Raw genomic sequence first — 14,536 nt, forward strand, 5'->3', positions numbered from 1 at the left:
GCTGCGACCTCTAATGGCCATGGCTCAACCCTGCGATGAGCCTGCGTAAAGGATGTATCCGTGCCCTCGGGCTGTGCTGTTTCAGCCCTTTGGTGTTCGCCGCCGACGTGCCGGGAAGCCTGGATTTACCGGCCGTGTCCCGCCAGGTCGATGCGCAAATCGTCGATTACCGCCCTGCCGAAGAAAAGGAACGCATCTACCCGATGGGCGCGATCCGCAAAATCAGCGGCCAACTGCGCTACGAAGGCCAGGCCACGGCGCGCGGCCAAGCCACCGCCATTACCTATGAACTGCCCGCCGAGCACACCTCTAGCGCCGCGTTTACCGCGACCCGCGAAGCGTTGCAGGCCAAAGGCGCGCAGTTATTGTTCTGGTGCCAGGCCCGTGATTGCGGTGAAAGCAGCCTGTGGGCCAATGAAGTGTTCGGCAACGCCAAGCTGGTCGGCGCCGATGGTCAGCAGGAATACCTGCTGTTACGCCTCGCGGCCCCCCAGGATAACTCTCTGGTAGCGCTGTACGGCATCACGCGCGGCAACCGTCGCGCCTATCTGCATGTTGAACAACTCGACGCCAGTGCGCCGCTGGGAGACGTGCTGCCCACCTCGGCCACCCTGCTGCGTGAGTTGAAAAGCACGGGTGAACTGGACTTCCCGGCACTCGGCGCCGAACCTGACGCCACCTGGCTGACCCTTATTTCCCGTGGCCTGAACCTCGACGCTACCTTGCGCATCAGTTTGACCGGGGCGAGCGCCGAAGCCTGGCGCCAGGGCCTGATCGACAGCGGTGTGCGCGCCGCGCGCCTGGAAACCGGCACCGGTGACGCTAAGGGTTTGCACCTGCATCTGATACGCTGACCGTTACAGGGCGAACGGACCCGCGCCGTTCGCCTAAGCTCTCTTCCTACAGCCTTCTTCTCGAGATACCCGATGCTCAATAACGATCGCCTACTGGTGCAAATCCTGCTGCTGGTGCTGTTTGGTGCCAGCTTCTGGGTCATGGCGCCGTTCTGGTCGGCGCTGTTCTGGGGCGCGGTGCTGGCGTTTGCCAGTTGGCCGCTGATGCGTTTACTGACCCGCTGGCTGGGCGGCCGGGAATCCCTGGCGGCGGGCATTTTGACGTTAGGCTGGATGTTGCTGGTGGCGGTGCCGCTGGTGTGGCTGGGCTTCAACTTGGCCGACCATGTGCGCGACGCCGTGGGCCTGATCAAGGATATCCAGGTCGACGGCTTGCCTGCCGCGCCGACCTGGCTGGGGTCGATCCCGTTTGTCGGTGAGCGCCTGGTGGCTACTTGGGACAGCATCGACCAACAGGGCGCGGCGCTGATGGTCAGCATTAAACCGTACCTGGGGCAGGTCGGTAATTGGCTGCTGGCGCGCAGTGCGCAGATCGGCGGCGGCATTCTCGAACTGACCCTGAGCCTGGTGTTCGTGTTTTTCTTCTACCGGGACGGGCCGCGCCTGGCGACCTTTGTGCATCGCTTGCTGGAACGCCTGATTGGCGACCGTGCTGGCTACTACATCGAATTGGTGGCCGGCACCGTGCAACGCGTGGTTAACGGCGTGATCGGTACGGCTGCGGCCCAGGCGCTGCTGGCGCTGATCGGTTTCCTGATCGCCGGAGTGCCGGGCGCGCTGGTGCTGGGCATCGTCACCTTCCTGCTCAGCCTGATCCCCATGGGCCCGCCGCTGGTGTGGATCCCGGCCACGGCCTGGCTGGCATGGAAGGGCGACTACAGCCACGCGGTATTCCTCGGCGTGTGGGGCACGTTCATCATTAGCGGCGTGGACAACGTGCTCAAGCCTTACCTGATCAGCCGCGGCGGCAACTTGCCGCTGGTGATTGTACTGTTGGGCGTGTTTGGCGGGTTGATCGCCTTTGGGTTTATCGGCCTGTTTATCGGCCCGACCTTACTCGCGGTGGCCTACAGCCTGCTGACGGATTGGAGTGAAACCCAGGCTCAGGCCCGTCGCGAAGACAAACCCCTCTAAGCCCTCGGCAACCAAACCAAGCCCTCGGCAACCACATCACGGCGGTCAAGCCGCCGCCTGGGGTTTCTTCCAGGTTCAGGCGGCCGCCGAGGCGTTCCACCGCTTCCTTGGAAATCGTCATGCCCAGGCCGACGCCGCCCGAGTTGCGGTTGCGTGAACCTTCCAGGCGAAAGAATGGCTCGAACACCGCCTCACGCTTATCCGTGGCAATCCCCGGGCCGTGGTCGATCACTCGGATGACCAGGGCCTCGCGGCTGTCCGCCAGTTCTATTCGCGCGGTACCGGCGTAGCGCAAGGCGTTGTCGATCAGGTTGTTGAGGCATGAGCGCAACGCCATCGGCTGCACCTGCAAGGGCGCGCAATTGCCGGCGAACTGCACATCGCAGCCTTGGTCCTGGGCGTTTTCGCTGAGGGATTCGACCAGCGCCTGCACGTCTAGCCAGTGCCGGGTTTCGCTGGTGCGTTGTTCGTGCAGGTAGCTCAGGGTGGAATCGAGCATGCCGATCATGTCATCCAAGTCCTGGCGCATCTGGCCTTGCAGCTTGGTGTCTTCGATCTGCTCCAGGCGCAGCTTGAGGCGTGACAGCGGCGTGCGCAGGTCATGGGAGACCGCGCCGAGCATGCGTGCGCGTTGGCTGACTTGCTCGCGAATGCGTTTTTGCATCAGGTTGAACGTCGACGCCGCCTGCCGCGCCTCGCGAGGCCCGGACTCGCTGAGCGGCGGGCTGTCGAGGTCGAGGCTCAAGCGTTCGGCCGCCGCGCTCAGGCGCTGGATCGGCCGGCTCAGCAGTTTGGCACCGTACCAGGCCGCGATAATCAGCGAGATAAACTGAAAGGTCAGCGGCACCACGGGGCCGCCGAACCAGGGGCGATGATGCTTGGGCAGCGGCTTCATCGTGCCGTCCGGCTGCTCGACGAAGGTTTCCTGGGGCGGCGGCGGTGGCGGGCCGTAGTGGTGAAACCAGAAGAATGCCAGCACGTGGGCCAGCACAATGGCCACCAGCAATACGCCGAACAGCCTGCCAAACAGCGTATTGAAGGTGGCACGCATCAGCCGATATCCCGCGCGTCGAACAGGTAGCCTTCGCCCCGCACAGTTTTGATCAGTTGCGGAGCTTTGGGGTCATCCCCCAGCTTTTGGCGCAGGCGCGACACCAGCAAGTCGATGCTGCGATCAAACGCCTCGATAGAGCGGCCACGTGCAGCGTCCAGCAGCTGTTCGCGGCTCAGCACGCGGCGTGGTCGTTCGATAAACACCCACAATAAACGAAACTCGGCGTTGGACAGCGGCACTACCAGGCCGTCGTCGGCCACCAGTTGGCGCAGTACGCTGTTGAGGCGCCAATTGTCGAAGCGAATATTGGCGCGTTGCTCGGTGCGGTCATCGCGCACCCGGCGCAGGATGGTCTGGATGCGGGCCACCAGCTCGCGCGGTTCGAAGGGTTTGGACATGTAGTCATCGGCGCCCAGTTCCAGGCCGATGATGCGGTCGGTGGGTTCGCAGCGCGCGGTGAGCATCAGGATCGGGATGTCCGATTCGCCGCGCAGCCAGCGGCACAGTGACAGGCCGTCTTCGCCCGGCAACATCAGGTCGAGCACCACCACATCAAAGGTTTCGGCTTGCATGGCTTGGCGCATGGCGGTGCCGTCGGTGACGCCGATGGCGAGAATATTGAAGCGGGCCAGGTAATCGATCAGCAATTCACGAATCGGTACATCGTCATCGACGATCAGCGCACGGGTGCTCCAGCGCTTGTCTTCGGCGATCACCGCGCCGTTTTGCTCTTCATTTACAGAGACGGTAGGGGTATGCATAGTGCGATCATCTGCCTGGTTGTTGCTGTCAGCATAGGCGCCCAGCTCCATGGCTGGAAGTGCTGGGCGGGCGGTCATGTGCGCGAGGCTAGCGGCGGGTCGTGTTGGGGGCATGTCGTGAATGTATCAGCCTTGACACATTTGGTTAAAATGGTCGCCGTAGCGCGGTTGGTCAGTATTTACCGATCATCGGATCCCGCAACGGCGCCGCTTGCGCTACAATCCGCGCCGATTTCGACTTGCCTGAGAGCCTATTCCAATGTCCGTCTGCCAGACTCCTATCATCGTCGCCCTGGATTACCCCACTCGTGACGCCGCACTGAAGCTAGCTGACCAGTTGGATCCCACGCTTTGCCGGGTCAAGGTTGGCAAGGAACTGTTCACCAGCTGCGCCGCCGAAATCGTCGGCACCCTGCGTGACAAAGGTTTCGAAGTATTCCTCGACCTGAAATTCCACGACATCCCCAATACCACTGCGATGGCGGTTAAAGCCGCTGCGGAAATGGGCGTGTGGATGGTCAATGTGCACTGCTCCGGCGGCCTGCGCATGATGAGCGCCTGCCGTGAAGTGCTGGAACAGCGTAGCGGGCCGAAGCCGCTGCTGATTGGTGTGACCGTGCTGACCAGCATGGAGCGTGAAGACTTGGCCGGCATCGGCTTGGATATCGAGCCTCAGGAGCAGGTATTGCGCTTGGCGGCCTTGGCGCAGAAGGCTGGCCTTGATGGTCTGGTGTGTTCGGCGCTGGAAGCCCAGGCCCTGAAGGCCGTGCACCCGTCGTTGCAGCTGGTGACCCCGGGGATTCGCCCGGCGGGCAGTGCGCAGGACGATCAGCGTCGCATTCTGACGCCGCGTCAGGCGTTGGACGCGGGTTCGGATTACTTGGTTATCGGTCGCCCGATCAGCCAGGCGGCGGATCCGGCGAAGGCGTTGGCGGCAGTGGTTGCTGAGATCGCCTGATTAGTGTGATTGAAAGTGGGCACGGTCAAGTGTGGGAGCTGGCTTGCCTGTGATGGCACTTGTCAGGCATAACCAGCCGATGCCATCGCAGGCAAGCCAGCTCCCACATTGACCGTACCCACATTAGGTCTTGTGGTGTGTCAGCTGACCTTCAACACCAACTTCCCAAAGTTCTCGCCGTTGAACAGCTTCATCAACGTTTCCGGGAACGTCTCCAGACCCTCGACGATATCTTCCTTGCTCTTGAGCTTGCCCTGCGCCATCCAGCCGGCCATTTCCTGCCCGGCTGCGGCAAAGTTCGCCGCGTGGTCCATCACCACAAACCCCTCCATCCGCGCGCGATTGACCAGCAATGACAAGTAATTGGCTGGGCCTTTAACCGCTTCTTTATTGTTGTACTGGCTGATCGCACCGCAGATCACTACCCGCGCCTTCAACGCGAGACGGCTGAGCACGGCGTCGAGAATGTCGCCGCCGACGTTATCGAAATACACGTCCACGCCTTTGGGGCATTCGCGCTTGAGGGCGGCAGGCACGTCTTCGCTTTTGTAGTCGATGGCCGCGTCAAAGCCCAATTCATCCACCAGGAACTTGCACTTGTCGGCGCCGCCGGCAATGCCCACCACGCGGCAACCTTTGATCTTGGCAATTTGCCCGGCAATGCTGCCCACCGCGCCGGCGGCGCCAGAGATCACTACGGTTTCGCCGGCCTTGGGCGCGCCGGTGTCGAGCAGGGCGAAGTAAGCCGTCATGCCGGTCATGCCGAGGGCAGACAGGTAGCGCGGCAGCGGTGCGAGTGCCGGGTCGACCTTATAGAAGCCACGTGGCTCGCCGAGGAAATAATCCTGCACCCCCAGCGCACCGTTCACATAGTCGCCTACCGCAAATGTTGGGTTGTTGGAGGCAATCACCTTGCCCACGCCCAGCGCACGCATCACTTCACCAATGCCGACGGGCGGAATATAGGATTTGCCCTCGTTCATCCAACCGCGCATCGCCGGGTCCAGGGACAGGTATTCATTATGTACCAGCACTTGCCCTTCTCCAGGCGTGCCCACCGGCACTTCCTGGTAGGTGAAGGTCTCCCGCGTGGCCGCGCCGACCGGGCGTTTGGCAAGCAGGAACTGGCGGTTGGTCTGGGCAGTCATGGCAAGGACTCGTTGGAAATGGACCTTAAGTGATAGACCTGCAATGGCCTGAGGGCAAGGTTATGCGAGGGGCGCGAATGCCCGCCGATAGGCCTGGCTGATAGTGGCGCGGGGCGCCTTATCACTGCCATTCATGCAGCGCTCACTGGCCTTCTGATAGTGCTGACGCACCGGTGCTGGCGTTGGCTAGACTCGCGCCACGGCTATTTCTTGCATAGGACATCCCCCATGAGCATGACGTTTTCCGGCCAGGTCGCCCTGGTAACCGGCGCCGCCGCCGGTATTGGCCGCGCCACCGCGCTGGCGTTCGCCGCAGAAGGCTTGAAAGTAGTGGTTGCCGACCTGGACGTGGCAGGCGGCGAGGGCACGGTTGCGCAGATCTTGCAGGCCGGGGGCGAGGCGCTGTTTGTACGCTGCAATGTCACGCAGGAAGCGGACGTGCAGCAGTTGATGGCACAGACGGTTGCCGCCTATGGTCGCCTGGACTATGCCTTCAACAACGCTGGGATCGAGATCGAAAAGGGCAAGCTGGCCGACGGCAGCCTGGATGAGTTCGACGCCATCATGGGGGTTAACGTCAAAGGTGTGTGGCTGTGCATGAAGTATCAGTTGCCGCTGCTGCTGGCCCAGGGCGGCGGGGCGATCGTCAACACCGCCTCGGTGGCGGGGTTGGGGGCGGCGCCGAAGATGAGCATTTATGCTGCGTCCAAACACGCCGTGATCGGCCTGACCAAATCGGCGGCCATTGAGTACGCGAAGAAGAAAATCCGTGTGAATGCGGTGTGCCCGGCGGTGATCGACACGGATATGTTCCGCCGTGCCTATGAAGCCGACCCGCGCAAGGCCGAGTTTGCCGCGGCCATGCACCCGGTCGGGCGCATTGGCAAGGTCGAGGAAATCGCCAGCGCCGTGCTGTACCTGTGCAGCGACGGTGCCGCGTTCACCACAGGCCAGGCGCTGGCAGTGGACGGGGGCGCAACCGCGATCTAAGACACCACGCCACTCCTTATTCGAAAAGGGTAGGGAGCGCTGTGGGGCGTTTCCATGGCTGGCACAAGGCCTCGTCAGAATGTGTATCAGCAGGTAAATAACTCAATAAAATCAATACTTTAATAAAAGTTTGCGACCGGCGGGGTCAGGCTTCTGTGCTTAACTGTTTGGGGTTGAATAACAGACAGTTGAAGTGAGTGGCTCATGGATTTAGGCATCGATCGACAAGCCCTTGTACCGGTAGTGCAGCAAATCGTCAGCGCGGTGGCGCAATGGATTCGCACGAGCGGGGCGAGCCCTGGCACACGTTTGCCATCCATCCGGCAATTGGCCCTCGACAACCTGCTCAGCCAATCCAATGTGATCGAGGCGTTCGAGCGAATGGTGGCTCAGGGTCTGTTGGTGTCAAAACAGGGCTCGGGATATGTGGTGGCCCAGCCGCCGCTGTGCGTTGAAAGCCACTGGTATGAAGGTGCGGAGCTCGGCTGGGGCGCCTATGTGGATGGCCCGTTGGGCGAGTTGAAGTTGGGTTGCGGCTGGTTGCCGGACACCTGGCGTGAAAGCGATGACATTTGTTACGCCATACGCGAAATCAGCCGAACCGACACCGCCGGCCTGTTCAACTACAGCACACCGCTGGGGCTGCCGGCGTTACGTGAGCAACTGCTCAAACGGCTGACCCAGAGGAAGGTGGTCACCCGTCTTGATTGCATCCTCACCACCCACGGCGCCAGCCACGCTCAGGACCTATTGATACGCACGCTACTCAAGTCTGGCGACACGGTGGTGGTCGAGACCCCGGGCTATGCCAACCTCTATCGTCAGTTGGAGCGCCACGGGGTCACGCTGCTGGAGGTCCCGCGTACCGTGGGTGGCCCGGACATCCGGGTGCTGGAAACGCTGCTGCAAAGCCACCGGCCCAAGTGCCTGTTCATCAATTGCCTGTATCACAACCCCACCGGCACCAGCTTGTGTCGCGGAGTGGCCGAGCGCCTGTTGGAGTTGGCGCACAGCGAAGACTTCCTGATTGTTGAAGAGGACGTCTACGGCGATTTGCAGCACGCCAGTTGCACACGACTGTCCGCGCTGCCACATGAGGGGCGGGTGATCTATATTTCGAGTTTTTCCAAAACCCTCAGCAGTGCCTTGCGGGTGGGGTATCTCAGCGCCAGTGCGGCGATTATCACGCAACTGGCTACGCTCAAGACGCTGACAGGCATCGGCACCTCGCGGTTTGCCGAAGCGGTGGTCACCACGCTGTTGACCAACGGCACCTACCGCAAGTGGGTGCAGCGCCTGCGTAAGCGCTTGAACACGCAGATGGCTGCGACCTTGCAGGTGCTGGAAGACGAGGAGTGGGAGGTGTTTGCCGTGCCCGCCGGGGGCATGTTTGTGTGGGCTCGGCCTGGCGTGGGCGACCGCTCCCGGTTGCAGGCGTGCGCGCGGCGGCTGTGCATTTTGTTGTCGCCCGGCGCGCTGTTCAGCCCCAAGGGCGAACACAGTGACTGGCTGCGTATCAATGTGGCCTATGCTGCTGATCAGCGGGCGTTGGCGTTGTTCCGTGCCATGGGTCCTGCCAGATCGACCTCGACCATTCTGAAAACGACGAACATGTAGCTTTTTGCCATTATTGTGGCGTCAGCGTCTTGTGCAGGTAGCCCGTCGTTGCGAATCTCGCAACATGGAAACCTGGCTTGATGGCATCCGCCATTGCAAGAGGATTCAACTGCAATGATTTCGGCCGTGCAACGACGTTTCGCCAACCTCGGTATGGCGAAAAAACTGGGCTTGGGCTTCACCTTGGTGCTGCTGCTGACGGCGTTGGTGGCGGCCATTGGCGTGTGGTCCCTGCAAACCGTTGGCCAGCGTTTTGAGGGCCTCAAGGCGATGTCTTCGCTTAACAGTGGCCTGCTGAAAGTGCGTCTGATTGAGCAGGACTATGCGCTGCACGCCGACCCCAAGGCCGTCGAGGCCCTGCACGAGAGCGTCGACGCTTTGGCCGCCCTGGCCGCCAGCCTCAAAACCCAATCTGCCGCCAATGTGCCGGTCATGAGCGAAGTCGAGCAGGCGCTGGCCGCGTACCGCAAGGCGTTCGATGAATTTGTCGAGCTGACCCAGACCAAGGACCTGGCCCTGGAAATGGCCAGTTGGTCGGTGTCCAGCGTGGCCAATAACCTTGACGTGCTGCAGGCGGGCCTGGCCGACGATGGCGCCTATGGCCTCAAGGAAAGCCAGGGCAAGGACGGCGCCGAGTTTATCGAGCAGGCGGGGCAGGTCGGCCAGGTGTCGCGGTTGATGTTGCAAGCGATGAACGAAGCGCAGGTACGCCTGGACCAGAGTCGCAAGGCTGATGCAGACAACGCCGAGCAGGGCAAGATTGAGCAGGCCGACCAGGCCTTGGCTCAGGTCGAGCAGCTGAAAACCTCGGTCAAGGATGCGGGTTACCAGACCGTGCTCAACGAAGTGTCCGGGCATATCGCCGCGTTCAGCGAAAAACTCGGCGAGTACACCGGGCTGCTGGCCCAGGAAAAAGTCGTCTACAAGCAATTGCACGACCGCGCCGACCAAGTGGTCAGCCGGGTCAACCAGGCGTATGACGCTGAAGACCAGTCGATGCAGGCGCAATTGAAGAAAAGCGCGCTGCTGATCATCGGCTCGTCAGCCTTGGCGCTGTTGGTGGGTTTGATCGCGGCGTGGGTGATCACACGCCTGATCGTGGCGCCGCTGCGCAGTGTGATCACCGTGGCCCAGCAGATTGCTGCCGGTGACCTGAGCGGGCGCATGGAAGTCAGCCGCCGTGATGAGATCGGCCAGTTGATGCAGGCGATGCAACAGATGGGCAGCGGCCTGAGCCAGATGGTCAGCGGGTTGCAGGCGGGCATCGAACAACTGGCGAGTTCGGCGCATTCACTCTCCAGCGTCACCGAGCAGACCAACGTCGAAGTCAGCAGCCAGAAGGAAGAGACCGAGCAGGTCGCCACGGCGATGAACCAGATGACCGCCACGGTGCATGACGTGGCGCGCAACGCCGAAGAGGCCGCGCAAGCCGCGCAGACCGCCGATGACAAGGTCGACAGCGGCCAGCAGGTGGTGCGTCAGAGCCTGCAGCGGATTGAATTGCTCGCGACCTCCAGCAGCAGTGCCAGCGCCAGTATCGAAAGCCTCAGCGCGGAAATCCAGAACATCGGCACCGTGCTGAGCGTGATCAAGAGCGTGGCCGAACAGACCAACTTGCTGGCCCTCAACGCAGCGATCGAAGCCGCCCGCGCCGGCGAGCAAGGTCGAGGGTTTGCGGTGGTGGCCGATGAGGTGCGGGCGCTGGCCAAGCGCACGCAGCAATCGACCGAGGAAATCGAGCGGCTGGTGAGTACGTTGCGCAGCGCGGCACAGTCGTCGGTGCAGCAGATCCAGCAGAGCGGCGAACTGGTGAAGCTGGCGGTCAGTGATGCGCTGGAAACCGAGAGCGCGTTGGGCAGCATCGCGGCCGCGGTGTCATTGATCCAGCAGATGAACCAGCAGATTGCCGCGGCAGCCGAGGAGCAAAGCTCGGTGGCCGAAGAAATCAACCGCAGCGTCACCTGTATTCGGGCGAGCGCCGATCAATCGGCGTTGAGCATGCAGGGCAATGCCGCCTCGAGTATCCAGCTGGCGCAATTGGGCGCGGAGCTCAAGGGCATGGTCGGGCACTTCCGCCTTTGATCGCAGCGTGCCCGCCGCGACCAAAGGGCAGGGGAGCGATCAGGCGTGGTTGGCGAGGAAGGTCAACAGCGCTTCATTGACGAAGTCTGGGTTTTCCCGCGAGGCGATATGCCCCGCTTCTGGAATCAGCGTCAGGCTGCAGCCAATCAGTTCGGCCATTTCCTGGGATTCAGCGGGGGGCCGAGGCTTGTCCTGCTCGCCGCACATCACCCAGGTGGTGTCGGCGTCCAGGCGGGGCAGTTGGTCCAGAATGCTCGCGCGGCTGAAGATCAAGCGGCCCAAGGGCACGATGCTGTGCAACAGGCGTTCCTTGGAGAAGTCTTGCAGCGCCTGGCGATAACCTTGGTACAGCGCTGATTCGCGGTCGATGCCCGGGCGGAAGAAGATCGGTGCGATCACATCCAGCAACGGCGCAGGGATCGCGCCGGCGTCTTCGATCATCTTGAACAGCGAGAAGTAGTACTGGCGTGTGGCCTCGGGTTCGGCACCAAGGTAGGTGTACATCATTACCAGGCTGTTGATGCGCTCCGGTGCCAGTAGCGCCAGCCGCGCGCCCCACATGCCGCCAACAGACAGGCCGACCAGGTTGATTTGCGCGATGTCGAGCTGATCCAGCAACGCCAGGGTTTGGCGCGCGAGGTCATCCAGGGACTGAGTTTGCGCCGGCAGCGGGCCGGACTCACCGTGGCCCCACAGCTCGGGAACGATTACGCGGTACTGTTGCGACAGGGCTTCAATTTGCGGGGCCCACATGTCGCGGTCCCACAGGTAACTTGAACCCAGCAGGACGACCGGGCCGGTGCCCTGGTCGACATAGTGCAGCGGTTGTCCATCAATCACGGCAACAGGCATAGCAGGCCTCTAACTTCACGGAGTGAGGGCCACTTTTTTACGCTAGTCGGGGGCGGGGGGATAGGTGCAAAGTGATGGCATGTTGTGGCAAGGCGTTCAGCATGATCAGTCGTAGATGGCTTTCTTTTTCCATTCGGCGTCGGCGTCGACGGCTTTCAGGCCTTCGGTCAATTCATTGACTTCGTCGTCAGCCGGCTGGTTGTTGGTCAGCACCGTGGAGTTGGCGCGGACCAGTTGGCTTTCCAGCAGTTGCAATTGCGCACTGTAGAGCACCGGCTCCGGCTGTTTGCGCAAGTACTGTACGCCGCGCTCGAATGCCAGGCGCGCCTGGCCAGGCTGGCCTTGTTGCAGAGCGTGCTGACCGAGGTTGTTGAAGAACTCGATGTGCAGCAGCACCAGAATATGGCGAATTTCCTTGATCCAGTGCTTGGCTTCGTTGGTCGGCAGAAAACCGTCCTGGGCGGCACGCGTGACTTGGCCGTGCAGGGCTTCAAGCAGAAAACGCACGTCTTTGGCCTTGGCTTCGGTCTGGATCGGCGCGGGTGGGTTGGCTACCGGAATCGATTCGCCTTGGCCGATCAGTGCGTTCAATTCAGCGATACGCGCCTTGAGCGCCGCGCTGGACTTGTTGAGGTTCAACAGGCGCTGGTTGACGTTGAGTTCCAGGCGGGTCAACAACAGTTTGAGCTTCGGGGTCATCAACTGGCCGGGGAATGTCTCGGTGATTTCACCGCAACGACGCAGCCGATCGTTAAGCTCGATCACGGTACGCTGCTTTTCCAGTTTGTTGTTTTCCACCACGTGGTTCATGTAGCCAATGGCGATCAGTATTACGATCCCGGCTATTACCAGCAGGGTGATCATGAGTGGTGTCACCGGTGTGACCTCTTTATAGGGTTTGCTGTGGAGTGTAGTGACTGTGCCATCCGGCGGATAGGGCTGTTCGACCAGTTGCCCAGGTAGTTTCTTCTATATAGGTAAGCATTTAGCGCATGGATGCACATTGCCACCATTTGCCGGGGCGAACTATAGCGCCTTGTCGGACGCCAGAATATAGGCGTCAAAGCCTGGACAGACACACTGCCCGCAAAGGCCTGGAAAGCACGGCGAAGTCATTGATTTAAATAAATTTATCCTTGGGGGTTGACGACCTTTCAATCCATCCATAGAATGCGCGCCACTTACAGCGTAAAGCACACAGCGAAACGCGGTAGGGAGTGAATGTTGTACGTGTGTCCCCTTCGTCTAGTGGCCTAGGACACCGCCCTTTCACGGCGGTAACAGGGGTTCGAGTCCCCTAGGGGACGCCATATGCGGGAATAGCTCAGTTGGTAGAGCACGACCTTGCCAAGGTCGGGGTCGCGAGTTCGAGTCTCGTTTCCCGCTCCAATTTTTAAGCAGTGTTGCCCTCGGGTGGCATTGAGTGAAACCAGGGTCAAGTCTTCGGATGAGGCCTCTGGGCACTGAAATACACACCATGTGTTTCAGTAGCGTGTCCCCTTCGTCTAGTGGCCTAGGACACCGCCCTTTCACGGCGGTAACAGGGGTTCGAGTCCCCTAGGGGACGCCATTTGCGGGAATAGCTCAGTTGGTAGAGCACGACCTTGCCAAGGTCGGGGTCGCGAGTTCGAGTCTCGTTTCCCGCTCCATATTTAACGAAAACGCCGATCAGCAATGATCGGCGTTTTTGTTTGTGCTGCTTTTTTATCCGCGACGCACAGGTGAAGGCGTGAAATGCGTAGGAATAGTCTGTAATAATTGTTGGGTAGCTGTTTACCTGTCCCGCTGTCTCTACTCTGGCCTGCCCATTCTCCTCGTTCACTTCAGAGAACTCCCAGATGCTGCAACTCGATGTCTATTCAACCCTGGTCGCCGCCTCCCTGGTGCTGCTGCTGGGGCGCTGGCTGGTGGCTCACATCGGCTTTTTACGCGCCTACAGCATTCCGGAGCCGGTCGCCGGTGGTTTATTAGTTGCCGCGTTGCTGGTGGCGCTGCGTGCACTGGCGGGTATCGAAGTTCGCTTCGACCCTTCATTGCAAGCCCCGTTAATGTTGGCGTTTTTCGCCACCATTGGCCTGAATGCGGACTTTGCCAGCCTTAAGAAAGGTGGCCGGGTACTGGGCGTTTTCCTGCTGGTCGTGACAGCGCTTTTAGTGGTGCAAAACGCCATGGGCATCGCCTTGGCCAAAGCGTTGGGGCTCGACCCGTTGATGGGCTTGCTCGCCGGTTCGATCACGTTGTCGGGCGGGCACGGCACTGGCGCGGCGTGGGGCGCGGTGTTTAGTGAGAAGTATGGCGTGGCCTCCGCGTCTGAGCTGGCCATCGCGTCAGCGACTTTTGGCCTGGTGTTGGGTGGTTTGATTGGCGGCCCGGTTGCGCGCCTGCTCATCAAGCGTGTGCAGGTACCTGGCGCTGAACAATCGCAACCGCGCCTGCCCAAAGGCTTTGAACAGCCCAATCAGGAGCGCATGATCACCGCGTTCTCGTTTATCGAGACACTGGCCCTGCTGGCGATCAGCCTGCAAGTCGGCACCTTCCTGAGTGGTTTTATCCAAGGCACCGCCTTCGAGTTGCCGACCTTTGTGTGCGTGTTGTTCGTCGGTGTGGTGTTGCGCAACGGCTTGTCGGCACTGGGCTGGCACCAAGTGTTCGAGCGTGAAGTCTCGCTGCTGGGCAATGTCAGCCTGTCGTTGTTCCTGGCAATGGCCTTGATGTCGCTCAAGCTCTGGGATTTGGCGGCCCTCGCGTTGCCGATTGTGATCTTGTTGGCGGCGCAGGCGTTGTTGATGGCCCTGTTCGCAATCTTCGTGACATTCCGGGTCATGGGCAGCAACTACGATGCGGCGGTATTGGCGGCGGGGCACTGCGGTTTTGGGCTGGGCGCCACGCCCACTGCGATTGCCAACATGCAGGCGGTGACGCAACGCTTCGGCCCCTCGCCAATTGCCTTTCTGGTGGTGCCGATGGTGGGGGCGTTCTTCATCGATATCACCAATGCGGTAGTGATCAAGTTGTACTTGGCGCTGCCTTTTTTGGGCGCGGCGGGCTAAGCCTGCCTCTACAGCCGTACCGTGCTCTTCTGTGCG

The 14,536-nt window shown here is 61.1% G+C and carries 11 protein-coding genes, 4 tRNA genes and 2 pseudogenes; 12 read left to right on the forward strand and 5 right to left on the reverse strand.

Annotated features, from left to right (window positions below):
- Window positions 1-35 precede the first annotated feature (35 nt).
- Together GJU48_RS08530 and GJU48_RS08535 are read left to right on the forward strand one after the other, a co-directional pair.
- Window positions 36-854, forward strand: a complete 819-nt coding sequence (locus GJU48_RS08530; RefSeq protein WP_094953671.1) for a DUF4892 domain-containing protein — start codon at window positions 36-38, stop codon at window positions 852-854.
- 72 nt (window positions 855-926) lie between these two features.
- Window positions 927-1,988, forward strand: coding sequence for an AI-2E family transporter (locus GJU48_RS08535; protein WP_094953670.1), 1,062 nt, complete (start codon window positions 927-929; stop codon window positions 1,986-1,988).
- A gap of 19 nt (window positions 1,989-2,007) precedes the next feature.
- Here GJU48_RS08535 and GJU48_RS08540 read toward each other — a convergent pair.
- Both GJU48_RS08540 and GJU48_RS08545 read right to left on the reverse strand, forming a co-directional pair.
- Window positions 2,008-3,039, reverse strand: a pseudogene (locus GJU48_RS08540) (sensor histidine kinase); the annotation flags it as partial.
- Window positions 3,039-3,803, reverse strand: a complete 765-nt coding sequence (locus GJU48_RS08545) for a response regulator (protein WP_094953676.1) — start codon at window positions 3,801-3,803, stop codon at window positions 3,039-3,041. The gene GJU48_RS08545 and the pseudogene GJU48_RS08540, both read right to left, overlap by 1 nt.
- Window positions 3,804-4,062: 259 nt before the next feature.
- On the opposite strand from GJU48_RS08545, the gene pyrF reads away from it, so the two are divergent.
- Window positions 4,063-4,761, forward strand: coding sequence for an orotidine-5'-phosphate decarboxylase (gene pyrF / locus GJU48_RS08550; protein WP_094953668.1), 699 nt, complete (start codon window positions 4,063-4,065; stop codon window positions 4,759-4,761).
- A gap of 140 nt (window positions 4,762-4,901) precedes the next feature.
- On the opposite strand, the gene GJU48_RS08555 is transcribed toward pyrF, so the two are convergent.
- Window positions 4,902-5,909 carry an NADP-dependent oxidoreductase gene (locus GJU48_RS08555; protein ID WP_094952712.1) on the reverse strand — a complete coding sequence of 336 codons (1,008 nt, stop codon included), beginning with the start codon at window positions 5,907-5,909 and terminating at the stop codon, window positions 4,902-4,904.
- Between the two features lie 228 nt (window positions 5,910-6,137).
- Between GJU48_RS08555 and GJU48_RS08560 the strand changes: the two genes are divergently transcribed.
- The 4 genes and pseudogenes from GJU48_RS08560 to GJU48_RS25635 all read left to right on the forward strand — a co-directional run bounded on the left by GJU48_RS08560 (window position 6,138) and on the right by GJU48_RS25635 (window position 10,598).
- Entirely contained in the window at window positions 6,138-6,899 is a 762-nt protein-coding gene (locus GJU48_RS08560; protein ID WP_094952713.1) for an SDR family oxidoreductase, read from the forward strand.
- Window positions 6,900-7,103: 204 nt separating this feature from the next.
- Window positions 7,104-8,516, forward strand: a complete 1,413-nt coding sequence (locus tag GJU48_RS08565) for an aminotransferase-like domain-containing protein (RefSeq protein WP_094952714.1) — start codon at window positions 7,104-7,106, stop codon at window positions 8,514-8,516.
- A gap of 996 nt (window positions 8,517-9,512) precedes the next feature.
- Window positions 9,513-9,737 (forward strand): annotated as a pseudogene (locus tag GJU48_RS25630) (HAMP domain-containing protein); the annotation flags it as partial.
- A gap of 18 nt (window positions 9,738-9,755) precedes the next feature.
- On the forward strand, window positions 9,756-10,598 hold the full coding sequence (locus GJU48_RS25635) for a methyl-accepting chemotaxis protein (protein ID WP_371917707.1): 843 nt from the start codon (window positions 9,756-9,758) through the stop codon (window positions 10,596-10,598).
- A 39-nt stretch (window positions 10,599-10,637) separates the two neighbouring features.
- On the opposite strand, the gene GJU48_RS08575 is transcribed toward GJU48_RS25635, so the two are convergent.
- Window positions 10,638-11,450 (reverse strand): alpha/beta fold hydrolase, encoded by an 813-nt coding sequence (locus tag GJU48_RS08575; RefSeq protein ID WP_094952716.1) that lies wholly within the window; start codon window positions 11,448-11,450, stop codon window positions 10,638-10,640.
- A gap of 105 nt (window positions 11,451-11,555) precedes the next feature.
- A complete protein-coding gene (locus GJU48_RS08580; RefSeq protein ID WP_094952717.1) occupies window positions 11,556-12,314 on the reverse strand; it encodes a hypothetical protein in 759 nt (252 codons plus the stop codon).
- A gap of 370 nt (window positions 12,315-12,684) precedes the next feature.
- On the opposite strand from GJU48_RS08580, the gene GJU48_RS08585 reads away from it, so the two are divergent.
- The 5 genes from GJU48_RS08585 (at window position 12,685) to gltS (ending at window position 14,500) form a co-directional block, all read left to right on the forward strand.
- Window positions 12,685-12,760, forward strand: a tRNA-Glu gene (locus GJU48_RS08585).
- A gap of 3 nt (window positions 12,761-12,763) precedes the next feature.
- Window positions 12,764-12,839, forward strand: a tRNA-Gly gene (locus GJU48_RS08590).
- A 105-nt stretch (window positions 12,840-12,944) separates the two neighbouring features.
- Window positions 12,945-13,020: transfer RNA gene (locus tag GJU48_RS08595), tRNA-Glu, on the forward strand.
- A 3-nt stretch (window positions 13,021-13,023) separates the two neighbouring features.
- A tRNA-Gly gene (locus tag GJU48_RS08600) sits at window positions 13,024-13,099 on the forward strand.
- Window positions 13,100-13,288: 189 nt separating this feature from the next.
- Window positions 13,289-14,500, forward strand: coding sequence for a sodium/glutamate symporter (gene gltS, locus GJU48_RS08605; protein WP_094952720.1), 1,212 nt, complete (start codon window positions 13,289-13,291; stop codon window positions 14,498-14,500).
- Window positions 14,501-14,536 lie beyond the last annotated feature (36 nt).

The sequence above is a fragment of the Pseudomonas sp. IB20 genome (assembly GCF_009707325.1).
Lineage (GTDB): Bacteria > Pseudomonadota > Gammaproteobacteria > Pseudomonadales > Pseudomonadaceae > Aquipseudomonas.